Source organism: Rhodococcus sp. BH5 (genome assembly GCF_027583855.1).
Taxonomy (GTDB): domain Bacteria; phylum Actinomycetota; class Actinomycetes; order Mycobacteriales; family Mycobacteriaceae; genus Rhodococcus_F; species Rhodococcus_F qingshengii.
This window is the reverse complement of the sequence record NZ_JAJHVW010000002.1, coordinates 529,110-544,229: the sequence shown is the minus strand read 5'-3', so window position 1 is coordinate 544,229 and position 15,120 is coordinate 529,110. Positions and strand designations below refer to the sequence as shown.

Annotated in this window: 12 protein-coding genes and 1 riboswitch; of the genes, 5 read left to right on the top strand and 7 right to left on the bottom strand. The window is 62.2% G+C overall.

What is annotated here, in order from left to right; translation table 11 throughout:
- Positions 1-85: 85 nt before the first annotated feature.
- Both RhoBH5_RS08895 and RhoBH5_RS08890 read right to left on the bottom strand, forming a co-directional pair.
- Positions 86-1,753, bottom strand: a complete 1,668-nt coding sequence (locus RhoBH5_RS08895; protein ID WP_270008170.1) for an amidohydrolase — start codon at positions 1,751-1,753, stop codon at positions 86-88.
- A 16-nt stretch (positions 1,754-1,769) separates the two neighbouring features.
- On the bottom strand, positions 1,770-3,020 hold the full coding sequence (locus tag RhoBH5_RS08890; protein ID WP_047271024.1) for an MFS transporter: 1,251 nt from the start codon (positions 3,018-3,020) through the stop codon (positions 1,770-1,772).
- Between the two features lie 216 nt (positions 3,021-3,236).
- On the opposite strand from RhoBH5_RS08890, the gene RhoBH5_RS08885 reads away from it, so the two are divergent.
- The gene (locus tag RhoBH5_RS08885; protein ID WP_003940262.1) at positions 3,237-3,866 is read left to right on the top strand and encodes a TMEM175 family protein; all 630 of its coding nucleotides are present in this window, start codon (positions 3,237-3,239) and stop codon (positions 3,864-3,866) included.
- Here RhoBH5_RS08885 and RhoBH5_RS08880 read toward each other — a convergent pair.
- Positions 3,863-4,441, bottom strand: a complete 579-nt coding sequence (locus tag RhoBH5_RS08880; protein WP_158170087.1) for a CGNR zinc finger domain-containing protein — start codon at positions 4,439-4,441, stop codon at positions 3,863-3,865. The genes RhoBH5_RS08885 and RhoBH5_RS08880 overlap by 4 nt on opposite strands.
- 108 nt (positions 4,442-4,549) lie before the next feature.
- Between RhoBH5_RS08880 and RhoBH5_RS08875 the strand changes: the two genes are divergently transcribed.
- The 4 genes from RhoBH5_RS08875 to RhoBH5_RS08860 all read left to right on the top strand — a co-directional run bounded on the left by RhoBH5_RS08875 (position 4,550) and on the right by RhoBH5_RS08860 (position 9,714).
- Entirely contained in the window at positions 4,550-5,452 is a 903-nt protein-coding gene (locus RhoBH5_RS08875) for an NAD(P)-dependent oxidoreductase (protein ID WP_054781765.1), read from the top strand.
- Entirely contained in the window at positions 5,449-6,648 is a 1,200-nt protein-coding gene (locus RhoBH5_RS08870; protein ID WP_118603263.1) for an MFS transporter, read from the top strand. Before RhoBH5_RS08875 ends, RhoBH5_RS08870 begins: the two co-directional genes overlap by 4 nt.
- A gap of 12 nt (positions 6,649-6,660) precedes the next feature.
- Positions 6,661-7,176, top strand: coding sequence for a hypothetical protein (locus RhoBH5_RS08865; protein WP_037128543.1), 516 nt, complete (start codon positions 6,661-6,663; stop codon positions 7,174-7,176).
- Between the two features lie 114 nt (positions 7,177-7,290).
- On the top strand, positions 7,291-9,714 hold the full coding sequence (locus RhoBH5_RS08860) for an ATP-dependent Clp protease ATP-binding subunit (protein ID WP_161120119.1): 2,424 nt from the start codon (positions 7,291-7,293) through the stop codon (positions 9,712-9,714).
- A gap of 52 nt (positions 9,715-9,766) precedes the next feature.
- Here RhoBH5_RS08860 and RhoBH5_RS08855 read toward each other — a convergent pair whose 3' ends face one another.
- From RhoBH5_RS08855 to RhoBH5_RS08840, 4 genes are all read right to left on the bottom strand, one after another.
- Positions 9,767-11,659, bottom strand: coding sequence for an FAD/NAD(P)-binding protein (locus RhoBH5_RS08855; protein ID WP_270008169.1), 1,893 nt, complete (start codon positions 11,657-11,659; stop codon positions 9,767-9,769).
- A gap of 4 nt (positions 11,660-11,663) precedes the next feature.
- Positions 11,664-11,757: riboswitch (SAM riboswitch) on the bottom strand.
- 78 nt (positions 11,758-11,835) lie between these two features.
- Complete coding sequence (gene fahA, locus RhoBH5_RS08850; protein ID WP_065455275.1) at positions 11,836-13,026, bottom strand: fumarylacetoacetase; 1,191 nt, start codon at positions 13,024-13,026, stop codon at positions 11,836-11,838.
- Complete coding sequence (locus RhoBH5_RS08845) at positions 13,023-13,892, bottom strand: hypothetical protein (RefSeq protein WP_030535303.1); 870 nt, start codon at positions 13,890-13,892, stop codon at positions 13,023-13,025. The genes fahA and RhoBH5_RS08845 overlap by 4 nt, the downstream gene beginning before the upstream one ends.
- On the bottom strand, positions 13,889-15,088 hold the full coding sequence (locus RhoBH5_RS08840; protein WP_030535304.1) for a homogentisate 1,2-dioxygenase: 1,200 nt from the start codon (positions 15,086-15,088) through the stop codon (positions 13,889-13,891). The genes RhoBH5_RS08845 and RhoBH5_RS08840 overlap by 4 nt, the downstream gene beginning before the upstream one ends.
- Positions 15,089-15,120 lie beyond the last annotated feature (32 nt).

Genomic DNA, 15,120 nt, shown 5'->3' with positions numbered 1-15,120 from the left:
CAGAGTGTATGGGTTCACGTGTTCAAGTCCCTCCTTCGTTCTGTCGCCGGGCCGCATGCGTGCGTTATCGAACAACCGGTAACGATCAGCTATCGGACTCGGTGTTCCGTGCTTCGGTGCTCTTGGCCCCGGCCGCGTCGTATCGCACGGATCCAGCAACGACGGTCATCGCAATCTCTGTGGTCAGGAGAGAATCGACCCCTTCGGTGAACGGATCTTGTTTCAGTACGACAAAATCGGCTGCTTTACCCCGAACCAGCTGGCCGGTCACATCTTCCCACCGGCACGAGTAGGCAGCGTCGCGAGTTGTGTGAGCCAGCGCGTCCGCGAGGGGGAGTGCGTACTTCGGCAGATTGGGTGCCAGCGACGGATCGATTGCGGATCGACGGGTGGTGGCGATGAACATGTTCGGCAGCGGCGGGTGGGGAGCGGTCGGAGCGTCCGAACCCAACGCCAGAACCGCTCCGGCCTCGGTGAATTCGGGCCAGGGGTACGCGCGATTGACCCGGTAGTCGCCGAGCATCGCCTGCCAGTTCTCCTGGATTGCAGGGTCAGCGTGAACCGGTTGCATCGAGGCGATGATTCCCAGGCGGGCAAGCCTTTCGACGTTGTCCCGGGTGATGGACTCCAAGTGTTCCATTCGGTGCCTGCGGGGAATGTCTCCGTTGGCGGCGATCGCGTACTCGAGTGCAGTCAGTCCGATCTCCGACGCCTCGTCGCCGATCGCGTGCATCGCGATCTGCAGGCCTGCGGCGTCGGCGGCTGTCACGACGGGGATCAAGGATTCGAGATCCCAGATGGGCTCGGCGTTGGTGCCGTCCGAGTACGGTTCTTTCATTGCGGCAGTGCAGCTGTCGATCACACCGTCGATGATGATCTTGATTCCGGCGATACGGAGCCACGGACCTTGGACGCGCTCGTGGAGTTCGATCGCGTGGTGAACTTGTCGGACGTTGTCGGCCTCATTGTCCTCGCGGGTCATCAGCCAGTGAGCCGCGACACGCAGCGGCAGTGTTCCGTCTCCTGCGTCCAATGCTCTTTCCAGCGAGGCTAATTCGTCCGCGCCGAGAGCCATGTCGACCGCACCGGTCACGCCGTCCTCGAGGTAGTGGCGGAACGCGAGAGCGAGGGCGGCGTCCCGGTCTTCGTCGGATGCGAGCTCCGCCAGTTTCGGCCAGACGTAGAGCATCATGGCGGTCTCGTACAGCATTCCGGTGGCTTCTCCGGTGTCCGGATCCCGGCCGATACGACCGCCGATCGGATCGGGAGTGTCCGCGTCGATGCCGAGTTCTCGCAGTGCTGCAGTGTTCACCCAGACCGAATGTACGTCGTTGGCGTCGAGGTACACCGGGCGATCGGGCACGACGGCGTCGATCATCTCTCGCGTCGGGTGCTCTCCATCCAGCGCGGAGAACAACCAACTGCGACCCAGCAGACGTGGTGCATCCGGGTTCGATTCCGCGAATTGCTTGATGCTGGACTGAATGTCGGCGAGATCGGTGGCATCACGCAGATCCAACTTCTGCAGCGCGAATCCCATCATGACCAAATGTGTATGTGCGTCGACGAAACCGGGTAGCACGACGGCGCCTTGGAGATCGATCACCTCGGCGTCGGGTGCCAGGATATCGGCATAGACGGTTTCGCCCACGAATCTGAGCTTGTGGTCCTCGACGACTATGGACTCGGCCCATCCGTCGTCGGCAGCCGTGAAGATCTTTCCGTTGCGGTAGTGAGTGATGCTGTCATTCATGACTTCTACGTGATCCTTACGCGATGACGGTAGTAGTGATGGCGGCGCTGTGGTGACGATACGCACCTTCGGTATGTGCAGAGAGTCGGGAAACCAAGGCGAACGGGACCAGTAGAACGAAGCTGATCCCCGAGATGATGACTCCGAAGGTCGGATACCCGAGGCCGGCCGTCACCGAAGTTCCGAACAGCGGCGCGAACGCGGAGCCGATGAGGTAGGTGCCCAGTAGTGGCGCCGACCATCGGCCGGCCGCGTCGAGCGCGGCCGAGATGGCAACCAGGACGATGAACGTGGCCGCGTAGATCGTGTTCCAAGCGATGACCACTACCAGGTAGATCGTGGGATCGGTGGTGAGGCCGGCAGACAGCTTCAGAATTGCCCCGAGTATCAGTAGCACGGAGATCGATACTGTCCGACTGACCCGAGAACCCAACGCGGTCAAGGTAACAGCCGCGAGCACACCACCCGCCGTTGATGCGCTCAGTGCGAGACTCATTTGTTGATCCGAGAGCCCGGCGTGCTCGGAACCCATGATGCCGAGTACTGCCCACAACGAGTCCTCGCTGATCGCCCAGACTGCAAGCATCGCGAGAAATGCGGTTCCGGCAAAAGTGAGACGTTTCGCGCTGACCCCGGCGGGGAGAGCTGTGGTCGTATTGGCGGACTTCGCCATCTCCGGCGACTCTTTCACCGGGGACGACGGCAACCAGGTGACCGTTGCTGCGGTAGCCAGTGCCAGGACTGCGACGATGCCGAATGCGTTGGTCATGTGTGTGCCGAGGATGGGTATGAGAGCGAGGACGGCTGTGACGACGACACGGTTCACGAGGCCGCTGATGCTTGACGCCCGGTCCGGGTTCGTGAGCGCGGCCAGTGCCGCTCCGCCAACGGATGCGGATCCACCAGCGCCGATACCGCCGACGATGATCGCGGCGCATGCGATCGTCGTGGACGGTGCGATGGCCGCAACGCCGAATGCGGCTGCCATCGCGATCAGGCTGACGCGGCCGAGGAGATGGCGATGCCGGCCCGAGGCGATTCGGGTGGTGGCGAGGCAGGTGACGGCGCAGACCAGCAGCGATGCGGTCAGAACGGCACCGGCAGCGGATTCGGTGACACCGAGGTCCTCGACCATTGCCACGATCATCAGGGGGATGAGGTTCGCGGTGATGAACCCCATGACGCCGATACTGAAGACGGCAATACCGCGGTTGGCGGTGAGTGGAACCCGGTCGGACTGCGTATTCGTCGAAGCGTTGATCGGCACTAGGGCAACCCCATGTCCTGAAGGGGGTGGCTGAACCGACCCCTGGTGGCGTGATGCGAGTCACTTAATGAATGTGATTCGTTAAGTATGGGGATGGGCTCCGTCACGGTCAAGAGATCTAACGAATTTGATTCGTTAATTGTATGTTTCCGGATACGTGCTTCCGTAAAGTGGCGTCGCCGGTCTGTTTCCTGTTGTGAGGCTTATGCTTCCGCAATGGCTGAGATTGCGGAACGCACCCGCTACTTCGAGCGCTACGTCACTTTCATCGACGCGATTGTCGCCATTGCGATCACGCTGCTCGTCCTGCCGCTGGTCGAACTCACCAGTGACCACCACGGCACCACGTCGGAACTCCTGCGCGATCATGCTGCGCAGTTCTATTCGTTCGCCCTGAGCTTTCTGGTGATCTTCCGTCTGTGGTGGTCGCAGCATCGGCTGCTTCGTTTTGTGGTCGACGGAGACAAGGTGGTTGTGCGCGGGCTGGGGTTGTGGGTGATGACCATCGTGTTCTTGCCATTTCCGACTGCGCTCGTTGCAGCGCCGTCGCAGGATCTCGGGACCAGGGCTCTCTACATCGGGACAATGGCAGCCAGTGCTGCGTGCCTGGCGGTGGTCGCGTGGGGTCTGGTTCGCAACCCGTCGTTGAGCGAAGAGAATGCGAAGCCGCATTTCACCGCTGAAATCGTCACTTTCCTGATCATGGTGGTGGCGCTGCTCGTCAGTGTGCTCGTTCCGGTGACGTCGTACTTCCCGCTGTTTCTTCTCCTGCTGTCGACGCCGATCGAGAAGCTGTGGAACCGAGTGGCGGCGAAATGGAGTCGCGGTGAAGGTGAGATGAGCTAGTCGGCGCGAGCGGTCATCGCGGATTTCTTGGCTTTGTTTCCGCAGATGTTCATCGAGCACCAGCGTCGGTTGTTGCCGCGACTGGTGTCGACGTAGAGGCCGGTGCACCCGTCGCCCTGGCAGGCTTTGACGCGGTCGTGGTCGGGTCCACCGAGCACCGCGATCGCGTCGGCAGCCACTATCGACAAAGCGTCGCGGATCGGATTGTCTCCGGCTGATTTCCAGAGGGCCCGGCCACTCTCGAGGACGAGGTGGGCATCACCGAGCTCGGATGCGGTGTTGACGATCCCGACATCGGTGCGTGAGGCGCGGCGGTTCTCGCACACGGCGGTTCCGATGCGATGAATGGCCTCACGTAAATCCTGCGCGCCGCGGAGGTCGTCTTCTGTCGCGGTTGCGGGGGCGTCCATCAGATCGTTGGCGCGTAACCATAATTCGAGTCGCTGCGGGCTCGTGAGTCGTTCGAACCTCGAGCCGTTCCGATTGGTGAGGGTGGCGGTGAAGCGGAAGGCGAGCGTGTCGTTGTCGAGTCGAAACACGTCCCGAGCGGATTGATCAGCTCCTGCTTCGTTCACTTTCGTCCTCCTTCGTGGCGAACCATCTCAACCGGTTCGACAGCAACTGTACCCGTGTGAGAGTCTTGAACCGTCTTAGATGGTTCAGCACTTTCGAGAGGGAAATCCATGACTTCTGTTTCCGTGGTCGGCTTGGGCGCGATGGGTCGTCCCATCGCTCGAAATCTACTGGGCGCAGGCTTCGACGTGACGGTGTGGAATCGCAGCCCTGAAGCGGTAGCCGAACTGGTCGAGGAAGGGGCGAGCGGCGCGAAAACCGTTGCCGAGGCATTCCAGTCCGGTGTTGTGCTGTCGATGTTGGCAGATGATTCGGCCGTGTCTTCGGCCATTCTGGATCCCGCCGTCCTCGCATCCGTTCCGAGTGGAACCGTGCACGTCAACATGGCCACCGTCAGCGTCGACCTTGCCAAGCGCGCCGCCGCACTGCACGCCGAGTACGGTATCGGGTACATCGCGGCGCCGGTGTTCGGACGCGTTTCTGTTGCTCAGGCTGGTCAGTTGAACATCATCGCCGCCGGCGACAGTTCCCTCCTCGAGCGAGTGCAACCCTTCCTCGACGTCATCGGTGCTCGCACGTGGCCACAAGGTGAGCGTCCGGAGCAGGCCAACATCGTCAAGATCATCGGCAATTACCTCATCCTCGCCGCGATTCAATCCTTGGGCGAGGCAATCACATTGGGGGAGAGGTCAGGTGTGGACGGAAGCCAACTCGTAGAACTGCTGACCTCGACGATCTTCCCGGGGCCGGTCTACTCCAGCTACGGAAACCTCGTCGCGACGCGTCAGTACGAGCCTGCAGGATTCACCACAGCTCTGGGCCTCAAGGATTTGAGGCTTGCGCTCGACGCCGCCGACAGCGTCGATCTGGATTTGCCGTTCGGTGGCGTACTTCGAGGCGTGCTCGCTCAGGCTCTGGCGAACGGTCAGGGCGAGATGGACTGGGCGTCTATTGCAGAACTGGTCCGTTCCGGCCAGTCGGGTGAAGGCAGTCCCGAAACACCGACGAGGTGAGCTCGAACTCGGACGGGACGGCGACTTCGGCACTGGCGGAGACCGATTCCGTCCGGACACTACCGCTGGCCGGGTTGTCGGCACTCGCAATGGCAGGCTTCATAGCGATCACAACCGAAACCATGCCGGCCGGACTACTGGTGCAGATCGGGTCAGGGTTGTCCGTATCAGTCTCCGGCGCAGGGCAATTGGTTACCGCATACGCATTGGGTTCCGTCGTCGGGGCGGTACCACTGATCGCATTGACCCGAGGGTTGCGACGGCGTGCTGTCCTGGTGTCGGCGATTCTGGGGTTCGGTGTCTTCAATCTGGTGACAGCGCTTTCGTCGAATCTTGTTCTCACCTTGGGTGTTCGGTTTCTGGCCGGTATGGCGGCAGGTGTGGTGTGGGGGTTGCTTGCCGGGTACGCACGCAGGATGTCGCCCCCTCACCTGCAGGGGCGGGCCGTTGCGGTTGCCTCCGTCGGACAGCCGATCGCGTTGGCAATCGGCGTTCCGATGGGGGCGTGGCTCGGGACCCTGGCCGATTGGCGCGTCGTCTTCGCCGTGATGTCGGTTGCTGCGCTACTTCTGGTCGCGTGGATACTCACGGTGATGCCGGACTTTCCCGGGCAACAAGCGGATCGGCAGCTGCCGGTGCGGAAAGTCCTGGTCCTGCCGGGCGTACGACCGATTCTGTTTGTCGCGTTCTTGTGGATCCTCGCGCACAACATCGTGTACACGTATCTGGCGGCGTTTCTGGATCGCATCGGTTTCGGCGATCGGTTGGGAATCGTCTTGTTCGTGTTCGGACTTTTCGCCTTCGTGGGCATCGGTGTGGTCGGGGTGTTTGTCGACCGGGCCCTTCGAAGTCTCACCGTGCTGAGCTTGGTGGTCTTTGCCGCAGCTTTGACGGCGTTGGGCGTCGGCGGTGACAGCTTCGCAGTGATCGCACTCAGCGTTGCGGCATGGGGCGTGGCATTTGGAGGCGCTCCCACTCTCCTTCAGACTGCGCTCGCGGATACGACGGGCGACGCTGTGGACACTGCGCAATCGGTTTTCGTGACGATCTTCAATGCGGCGATCGCAGCGGGCGGCGTCGTGGGCGGGCTGATCTTGGCGGACAGGGGTGCGGGAGCGTTGCCGTTGGTTTCGCTGGTGCTGATCGTCGTCGGTGTTCTTGTGGCCAGTATCCGACAATTCGGACATAGCTTGTGATTCACTTCACGCATGCGAAAGTCATTGCTGGTGGTTGCGCTCGTTGCTACGTGGTTTGTCGCCGGAGCGATGCCCGCGGGGGCTGCGGATGCGAATTGGTCCGGTGATTACTCGCTCAAGCGTTTCGCCGCGACCAAGACGGGCACAAGTCTGGCCGCCAGCCAGTGGGAGCCGGATTTCTCCGATACATACACGTTCGAGACGGACTGCTCGAGCGGAGTCTGTATCGCCACAGTGGTCGGCGGTCCGGCTCCCGCCAATCCGACGTTGCCGCAGCCTGCGCGATACACCTGGGACGGAACCAGTTGGGTGCACCCCTATGACTGGGAGTGGGATTGCTACCAGGGGGAAGGCGTGCCCAAGGTGTGGGCACCGGCGCACTCCGAGGCGTATTACACACCTCAGCCCGATGGCAGTCTGAAAGGTTCGTGGCGTACCGACATCAAGAGTGGTCCCTGCGCGGGATCGGTGATCATGCGCGTCGAGGCGTACCCGGTCGGTCGGTCTACCGGATCTTTCGGTAGTTGAGAACGATCGGCGACTGGATGGTGTTGAAACAAATCTGAGGCCGCGGGAATTGATCGAGCCCCATGCACGTTAATTGAGTCAGTAACGCTCAACTTTCTGCAAGGAGGCTTCGGAATGCCAGCATTCTTCGGGCCCGAGGGTCCCGGTCGCATCGATATTTCCCGGCTCATGAGCAGGGCCACCCAGCAACTCATGGCTGACGCTGCACGTGTAGCGGCTGCTCGCGGTGATTCGGATCTCGATGCACTGCACGTTCTCCGCGTCATGGCGGAGCAGGATCCGGTCCGCACGCTCATGCAGCGCGCCGGAGCCGACCCGAAATCCGTGGTCGACGCCGTCGACCTGCGGCTGCCACAAGGCCGTGAGCAGGGGGCCTACTCTGCTCCTGCGCTCAGCAGTGCCGTGAAAACCGCTCTACTCGAGGCTCATCAACTGGCCCGAGCCCTGGGATCGACGTACATCGACCCCGAACATCTCTTCATCGCTCTGGCCGGTGACCCCGATCATGTTCCGGGTCGTCTGCTCGCTTCGGCCGGCATCACGCCGGAGAAGCTGCAGGCAGCGGTTCAGAATCCCGCAGCCGGTCCAGTCGAAGACGAGTCCACCACACCGACGCTCGACAAGTACGGCATCGATCTCACCGATCGCGCCCGCAACGGCGGCGTCGATCCGGTGATCGGCCGCGCCGACGAGATCGAACAGACCATCGAGATCCTCTCCCGCCGCACCAAGAACAACCCGGTCCTGGTGGGTGAGGCCGGCGTCGGCAAGACTGCCATCGTCGAAGGTCTCGCCCAGCGCATCGTCGACGGGGATGTCCCGGAATCGTTGGTGGGCAAGAAGATCGTCCAGCTCGAACTCTCGAGCATGGTCTCGGGTACCCGTTACCGCGGTGACTTCGAGGAACGGCTGACCAAGGTGATCGACGAGATCACCGCACACAAGGACGAGCTGATCGTCTTCATCGACGAGATGCACACCATCGCCGGTGCCGGAGGCGGCGCAGACGGTGCGATGGACGCCGGAAACATCCTCAAGCCCAAGCTCGCTCGCGGTGAACTGCACATCGTCGGCGCCACCACGCTCGACGAATACCGCAAGAACATCGAGAAGGATCCCGCGCTCGAGCGGCGCTTCCAGCCCGTACAGGTCGGAGAGCCGTCGATCGAGGACGCAATCGCGATCTTGAGCGGACTGCGCAGTCGGTACGAGGATCACCACAAGGTGCACTACACCGACGAGGCGATCACCGCTGCGGTGGAGCTGTCGGCACGTTACATCGGCGACAGGTTCTTGCCGGACAAGGCAATCGACCTGATCGACCAGGCCGGCGCCAGGCTTCGCTTGAAGACGACCACGGTAGACACCGCTGCGCTGCAGCAGCGTCTCGAGCAGCTCGAGAGCGACAAGGAAAAAGCCGTCGCCGACGAGTTGTACGAGAAGGCGTCGACCCTGCGTGACGAGATCAACGGCGTCGCAAAGCGTCTCGAGAAGGCAGGATCCTCGGTTCCTTCCGAGGAAACGCCGGACGTGACCGCTGAACAAATCGCCGAAGTTGTCGCTCGCGCAACGGGTATTCCGGCAAGCCAGATGACTCAGGCAGAGAAAGATCGCCTGCGCCGTCTGGAAGAGGAACTGCACGGTCGTGTCATCGGGCAAGATGACGCCGTTCGCGCAATCGCGCGTGCCGTGCGTCGTAGCCGTACCGGTATGAGCGATCCGGATCGTCCCGTCGGTAGCTTCCTGTTCCTCGGACCCACTGGCGTCGGCAAGACGGAGCTCGCAAAAGCTCTGGCTGCCACACTCTTCGGAGACGAGAACAAGATGCTGCGCTTCGACATGAGTGAGTTCGGTGAGAGGCACACGGTCAGCCGATTGGTCGGTGCTCCTCCCGGATACGTCGGCTACGGCGAGGCCGGACAGCTCACGGAACAGGTGCGTCGTAACCCGTACTCGGTGATCCTGCTCGACGAGATCGAAAAGGCACACCCGGACGTGTTCAACACCTTGCTCCAGGTGCTCGACGACGGGCGTCTGACCGACGGTCAGGGTCGGACGGTGGACTTCAAGAACACCGTCGTGATCATGACCAGCAATCTCGGCTCGGACATCATCTCGAGCAAGTCCGGTGGACTCGGCTTCACCACGGGTGATGCAGAGTCGGCGGAGAAGCCACTGCGCGACCGCGTGATGGCCAGGTTGCGCGAATCGATGCGGCCGGAGTTCCTCAACCGTATCGACGAGATCGTGATCTTCCGCAAGCTCGACACCGAGCAACTGCACCGGATTACTGATCTGCTGCTCGACGACAGCCGGAAGCGGCTGCAGTCCAAGGGCATCGAGATCGAGTTCACTGCCGACGCGGTGGACTGGATCGCCGAGCACGGGCATCAGCCCGAGTTCGGGGCTCGCCCGTTGCGTCGTTCGATTCAGCGTGTGGTCGACGACAAGATCGCCGACATGCTGCTCGACGATCTCCTCGAAGAGGGCGGCAGTATCACCGTCGCGGTTGACGAGGGTGAGTTGGTGTTCAGCTAGGAGGGGCACAGCCCCCGTGAGCGGTTAGGGAGTCCCAGGACTCCCTAATCGCTCACAGGCGCGCAGCGCCCAAAATCTCCGCCGCCAGGGCGTCGTTGTGCCGGAAAAACCCCGCATTGGTACGGGGACGAGGGAAAGCCGCCGACCAGTTGTGGCCTGCAACCCACGGCCCGGCCGCGAAGCGGCGAGGATGAGCTGTGTTGTTCCGGTCGAGAATTCGTGACGTGCCGTCGACGGCGAGCTTCGCCGAACTGTCCACGGTCGCACGAAGTTCGACTGCCTCGCCCCGACCGTGAAGCGTCTGCAGGAGCAAGTCACCGCTCGCGCTGATGGAAGCAACCGGCAAGCGTGCTTCGACGAGGGTGTTCGCGGCCACGATGTCGGTGTGCGACGCACTGCGCGCGACAAAGATCCCAGCCCCCGTTGCCGGGTCGATCTCGGTGGAGAACACCGAATCCGGCCCGAGGAACTGGACGATGCCCGCCTCGTTGAGGGCGATCAACTGTTCCAAACGCTCGGGCGGCGGACCACTGGCGATGAAGCTGAAGAACGAATGAAGCCAACCCTCGACGTCCTTGGCGACGGATTCGGCCGGGATTCTGCCGCGCCGCAACAATTCTCCGACGGTCATGTACGTCGACAGCAGCGCTGAGAAGACAGCCGCGTCGGCGCTGAAATACGGGTCCGACCTCCGCGCGACATCTGCCGAGATGTATTCGGTGATCCGGGATTGGACCTCGGCAAGCCCGTCGTAGCGCTCACCGCCGAGTGGGCGGTTCAGCCGCTCGAGATCGATACGGTCTTCCGGCTTCGGGACTGCGTTCTCGACCAGTTCCTGCAATCGAGGCGATCCCCAAGCCAGCGAGGCGAATTCGGCGTCGAACTCCTCCCAGGTGCCCACTGTCCGATCCGGGTGAGATGCGAACAGCTCGTAATAGTGGGCGCCTGCCAGTTCTTTCGACGCCAAGGGCCAGATGTCGTTTCGGAAATCCAACGGTCCGTCGCCGGGAACGAGATCAGCGGTGAAGAACCGCGGTAGCGGTGGCCGCGCGTCAGCGATCGAGTACGAAATCTTGGAATGATACGGCACTCCGCGACGAGATCCGGCATACAACAGGGGTTCCCGACCCGAGGGAGCGTAAGTGAGGACGCCGTCTTCACCGCGTTCGAAGATGCCGCCACGGCTCTCGGCGAGGAGAACCATCCAGTCGATGAAAGCCAGCCCGAGTCCGGCGATCAGAACCGGTTCGCCTTCGGGAATGACATCGGCGTCGAGATCGGCAGTGTAGCCCGGACCCACATACGTCAACCCGTGATCGGACGCGAAGCTGGTCAGCGCGGTTTCGCGTGGGGCAGGCAACGCATCGGGGTGCCCCTGTGCGAGAAGGACGGTCGTCGCGTCGATGACAGCTCCGTCGTCCAGATGAACTGTCTGTGTCTCGCCGACGTTCACGATGTCGACCACGGATCGTCGATGAACTCGAACGTCGACGTGCGCTGGCGCGGAGTCGACTGCAGTCTCGAACACCCAGTTCAGGTATCGGCTCTGCAGTGACCTCGATGCAAACGACGACGGGGTGAGCGTCGGAACTTCTGCTGCGATTTCTGGGAATTCGGCAAGCTCAGCCGAGCGCTCGGCGACCCATTCCGCGAGGGTCGGACCCGGCAGCACCGGGCCGATCACGGCGGTGGTCTCGTCGGTGAACATCGTGACGTCCGCGGTTGTCGAATTCATCCACAGAAGCGGCGCCTGGCTGCCTCGCCAAATACGGCCGGCGCCTGCCGGATACGGGTCGACAACGTGAATGTCGATCGGTGTGGGATCGGCGTTCACCGATTCGTGAGCGAGGATCCGCTCGAGTACGCCGGTCCCGCGGGGTCCACCACCCACGATCACGATGACAGCTGCTGTCCCCACTGAGGTACGGGGTCGATCGCCTGGCACGAGTCCTCCATCGGACCTGGCAGAAAGCACCCGCACCTCAGCAGAGGGGGTTGCTGCGACGTCACGGAGCCAGGACTCTCGATCGCTCTGGATGGTTAGTCCAGCTTATCTTCGGAGAATCGTGAGGCAAGGAATTCCGGACATCAGATCAGTGTGAATCAAACAGTTGTCAATCACTATCTTTCGGTTTGCGTTGCAGGCAGGATCCGAGCGTGAACATCCCCGAAGCCGATTCGTGATCCGCCGACGCCGGGAGCGGTGGCTGAGATGGCGATGGTGTCGCCGTCTTCGAGAAAGGTACGGGTCTCGGAGCCCACAGCTACGGGTTCCATGCCGCCCCACGTCAACTCGATGAAGGCGCCGCGCTGATCTTTGTCCGGTCCGGAAATGGTTCCGGACGCGAAGAGATCGCCGGTGCTCGCTGCTGCGCCGTTGATGGTGGTGTGCGCGAGCATCTGCGCAGGCGACCAGTACATCTGGGCGTAGGGCGGCCGGGAGACGACGTGACCGTTCCATTCGACGGCCAGGTCGATGTCCAGCCCCCACTTCTCTTCACCACGCAGATAGGAAAGCGGTTCGGGATCCTGCACCGGAGTGTCGATTCGGGCTGCTTCGAGAGCGAGCAAGGGTACGACCCACGGTGAGATGGAGGTCGCGAAACTCTTCCCCAGGTTCGGACCGAGGGGCACGTACTCCCACGCCTGGATGTCTCGGGCAGACCAGTCGTTCACGACGACGGCGCCGAAGACGTGCTCGGCAAATTCGTCCGGGGTGATGGAATCGCCCATCTTCGAGGGAGTTCCGACGATGAATCCCATCTCGGCTTCGATGTCGAGGCGCCGGGACGGTCCGAAGTCCGGGCTTTCCTGATCGGGTGCCTTCCGCTGTCCGCAGGGACGAACGATGTCGGTGCCGGAGACGACGACGGTGCTCGAGCGCCCGTGGTATCCGACGGGAAGATGCTTCCAGTTCGGCATCAAGGGGGCTGCGTCCGGGCGGAACAACCGCCCGAGGTTGGTTGCGTGATTCTCCGAGGCGTAGAAGTCGACGTAATCGGCCACTGCGATCGGCAAATGCATTGTCACCGAATCAACGGAAAACACTGCATTCGAGTCTATTTCGCTAGTCACGAGCTCCGTGATCCGGTTTCGCACCGATACCCACTGATCTCGTCCCTGAGCCATGAACGCGTTCAAAGTCGGTTCGGAGAAGACGGAATCACCCAGTGTCGCTGCGAGATCGACCACCGATTCGGCGACGCGCACACCGACACGCGGTAACCCTCCCGCGGGGGAGAAGACCCCGTACGGCAGATTGTCGAGACCGAACAGTGAGTCGGCGGGAATGTCGATGGTCGTGACAGTCATACGAGAGTTCCTTCGGTTTTGTCGGAGCGGACGATCAACCCGAGGCCTTCCAGCTCGGTCAGAGGGTCCGAGATGCTGCAGGTACCGAACGAGAGGAATCGGCGACGCACCTCGCCGGCCTCGTCCTCGGTGAGGTCGGCCAGGGCTTGCGCGATCGATTTTCCATCGCGCTGAGACAGTGCAGCAACAATTTCCGAACGATCGGCGCCCCGCCTCGCCGCGTCGACGGCCACCATGATGTTGAGGAAGCCGTGTTGCTCGAAGCCTGTTTCCGGATCGGTGTTGCGCACACCGTGGTGCAGTCCCGCAGTCGCCTTGAACGGGATATTCGCTCGGACAACGGATATCACCGCATCGGCGAGCTCTTCCTCGTTCGGGTACGCCTCGGCGACAATCCCGCCGGTGCGAAACTTTGCGGAATGCCCGGCAGTTTCGAGAGCTGTGAGATAGCCCGCGCGCCGATCACCTCGAGGCACCTCGACAAAAATGTCGACGTCGGGATGAGCGGCATGGACACGAGAGAGTTCCTCGAAGGCCGCATCGGCGTCCAACCCGTCAGGAATTCCCACCTCGACGGCGGCGACGTGAACACCAGGGATGGCGAGCGCGTTCGAGAGTGCGGCCGCCGTTTCGGATGGGCCGGCCGGCACGGTCAGACTCAGCGTCACCGGGCTGTCCGCTGAAACGTACGCAGCCAGTTCGCTCAGTCGCGGCGCGGGAAAAACGAAAGGCCCGACCAGTGCGTCGTAATCTGCCTGCAGGTAGGCGGCGTGGGCCGGAATTGCCTCGGCGAGAGGAGCATTGCCGGGTGGGAAGAGTGCTGCGTCGTCGCACAGGCCACGCAGGAGTGGGGAGATGATCGTCATTGCCGAGGCCCCCGCCCTGCCCAACTCCAGGCGTACGCTTCGTCCTCGCAGGCCAGGGCTCCCTCACCCAATTCGAGGGGCCGGAACGTATCGACCATCACGGCGAGCTCGTCGAAGAACTCGGCGCCGATGCTCCGCTCGTAGGCGCCGGGTTGTGGTCCGTGGGCGTGGCCGCCGGGATGAATCGATATCGAACCCTGTCCGATGCCGGAACCCTTGCGCGCCTCGTAGTCACCGCCGCAGTAGAACATGATCTCGTCCGAGTCGACGTTCGAGTGGTAGTACGGCACCGGGATCGACAGGGGGTGGTAGTCGACCTTGCGCGGAACGAAGTTGCAGATCACGAAGTTGTTCCCCTCGAACGCCTGGTGCGCCGGCGGCGGTTGGTGAACACGGCCCGTGATCGGCTCGTAGTCGGAGATGTTGAAGGTGTACGGGTACAGGCAGCCGTCCCAGCCGACGACATCGAAAGGGTGCGTGGGATAAACCATTCGGGTGCCGACGATGCCCGCCGACGTTCGGTGCTTGACCAGTACCTCGACGTCGGTTCCTTCGGCGATCATGGGCGCGATCGGTCCGTGCAGGTCTCGTTCACAGAACGGTGCGTTCTCGAGCAGCTGGCCGAAGCGGGAAAGATAGCGCTTGGGCGGGACGATGTGACTGTTCGCCTCGATGGCGTAGGCACGAAGTGGCTTGTCACCCTTGGGGATCCATCGATGCGTTGTGGACATCGGGATCAGGACGTAGTCACCTTCACTGGCCTCGAGTGCACCGAAGACGGTCTCGACGGTCGCCTCGCCAGATTCGATGTAGACCATCTCGTCGCCGATTGCGTTGCGATACAGGGGAGATGGCGCTGCCGCAACGACGTAGGACAATCGCACGTCGGCATTTCCGAGGATGAGACGACGGCCGGTTACCACGTCGGTCTCGTTCCAGGTGCTTTCGGGAAACAGCGTGTGGAGTTTCAGATGGCGCGGTTTGAGGGGATGGTTGGGGGTTGTGCTCTGATCGCGCAGTTCCCAGACCGTTGCGTCGACGATGGCCGACGGGATCTCGCGGTGGTACAGCAACGAAGAATCCGAGGAGAAACCTTCCTCTCCCATCAGCTCTTCGTAGTAGAGGTTGCCGGACTCGTCACGGTGTTGGGTGTGACGCTTCGGTGGGATGTTGCCGAGTTGTCGATAGAACGCCATGACGGGGCTCCTTCTGTGCTGTTCTGCCTGGC

Bases quoted from the DNA above. Each gene is read 5' to 3' on its own strand.
- RhoBH5_RS08895 (WP_270008170.1), bottom strand. From the start codon at position 1,753: ATGAATGACAGCATCACTCACTACCGCAACGGAAAGATCTTCACGGCT.
- fahA (WP_065455275.1), bottom strand. From the start codon at position 13,026: ATGACTGTCACGACCATCGACATTCCCGCCGACTCACTGTTCGGTCTC.
- RhoBH5_RS08860 (WP_161120119.1), top strand. From the start codon at position 7,291: ATGCCAGCATTCTTCGGGCCCGAGGGTCCCGGTCGCATCGATATTTCC.
- RhoBH5_RS08865 (WP_037128543.1), top strand. From the start codon at position 6,661: ATGCGAAAGTCATTGCTGGTGGTTGCGCTCGTTGCTACGTGGTTTGTC.
- RhoBH5_RS08875 (WP_054781765.1), top strand. From the start codon at position 4,550: ATGACTTCTGTTTCCGTGGTCGGCTTGGGCGCGATGGGTCGTCCCATC.
- RhoBH5_RS08885 (WP_003940262.1), top strand. From the start codon at position 3,237: ATGGCTGAGATTGCGGAACGCACCCGCTACTTCGAGCGCTACGTCACT.
- RhoBH5_RS08840 (WP_030535304.1), bottom strand. From the start codon at position 15,088: ATGGCGTTCTATCGACAACTCGGCAACATCCCACCGAAGCGTCACACC.
- RhoBH5_RS08845 (WP_030535303.1), bottom strand. From the start codon at position 13,892: ATGACGATCATCTCCCCACTCCTGCGTGGCCTGTGCGACGACGCAGCA.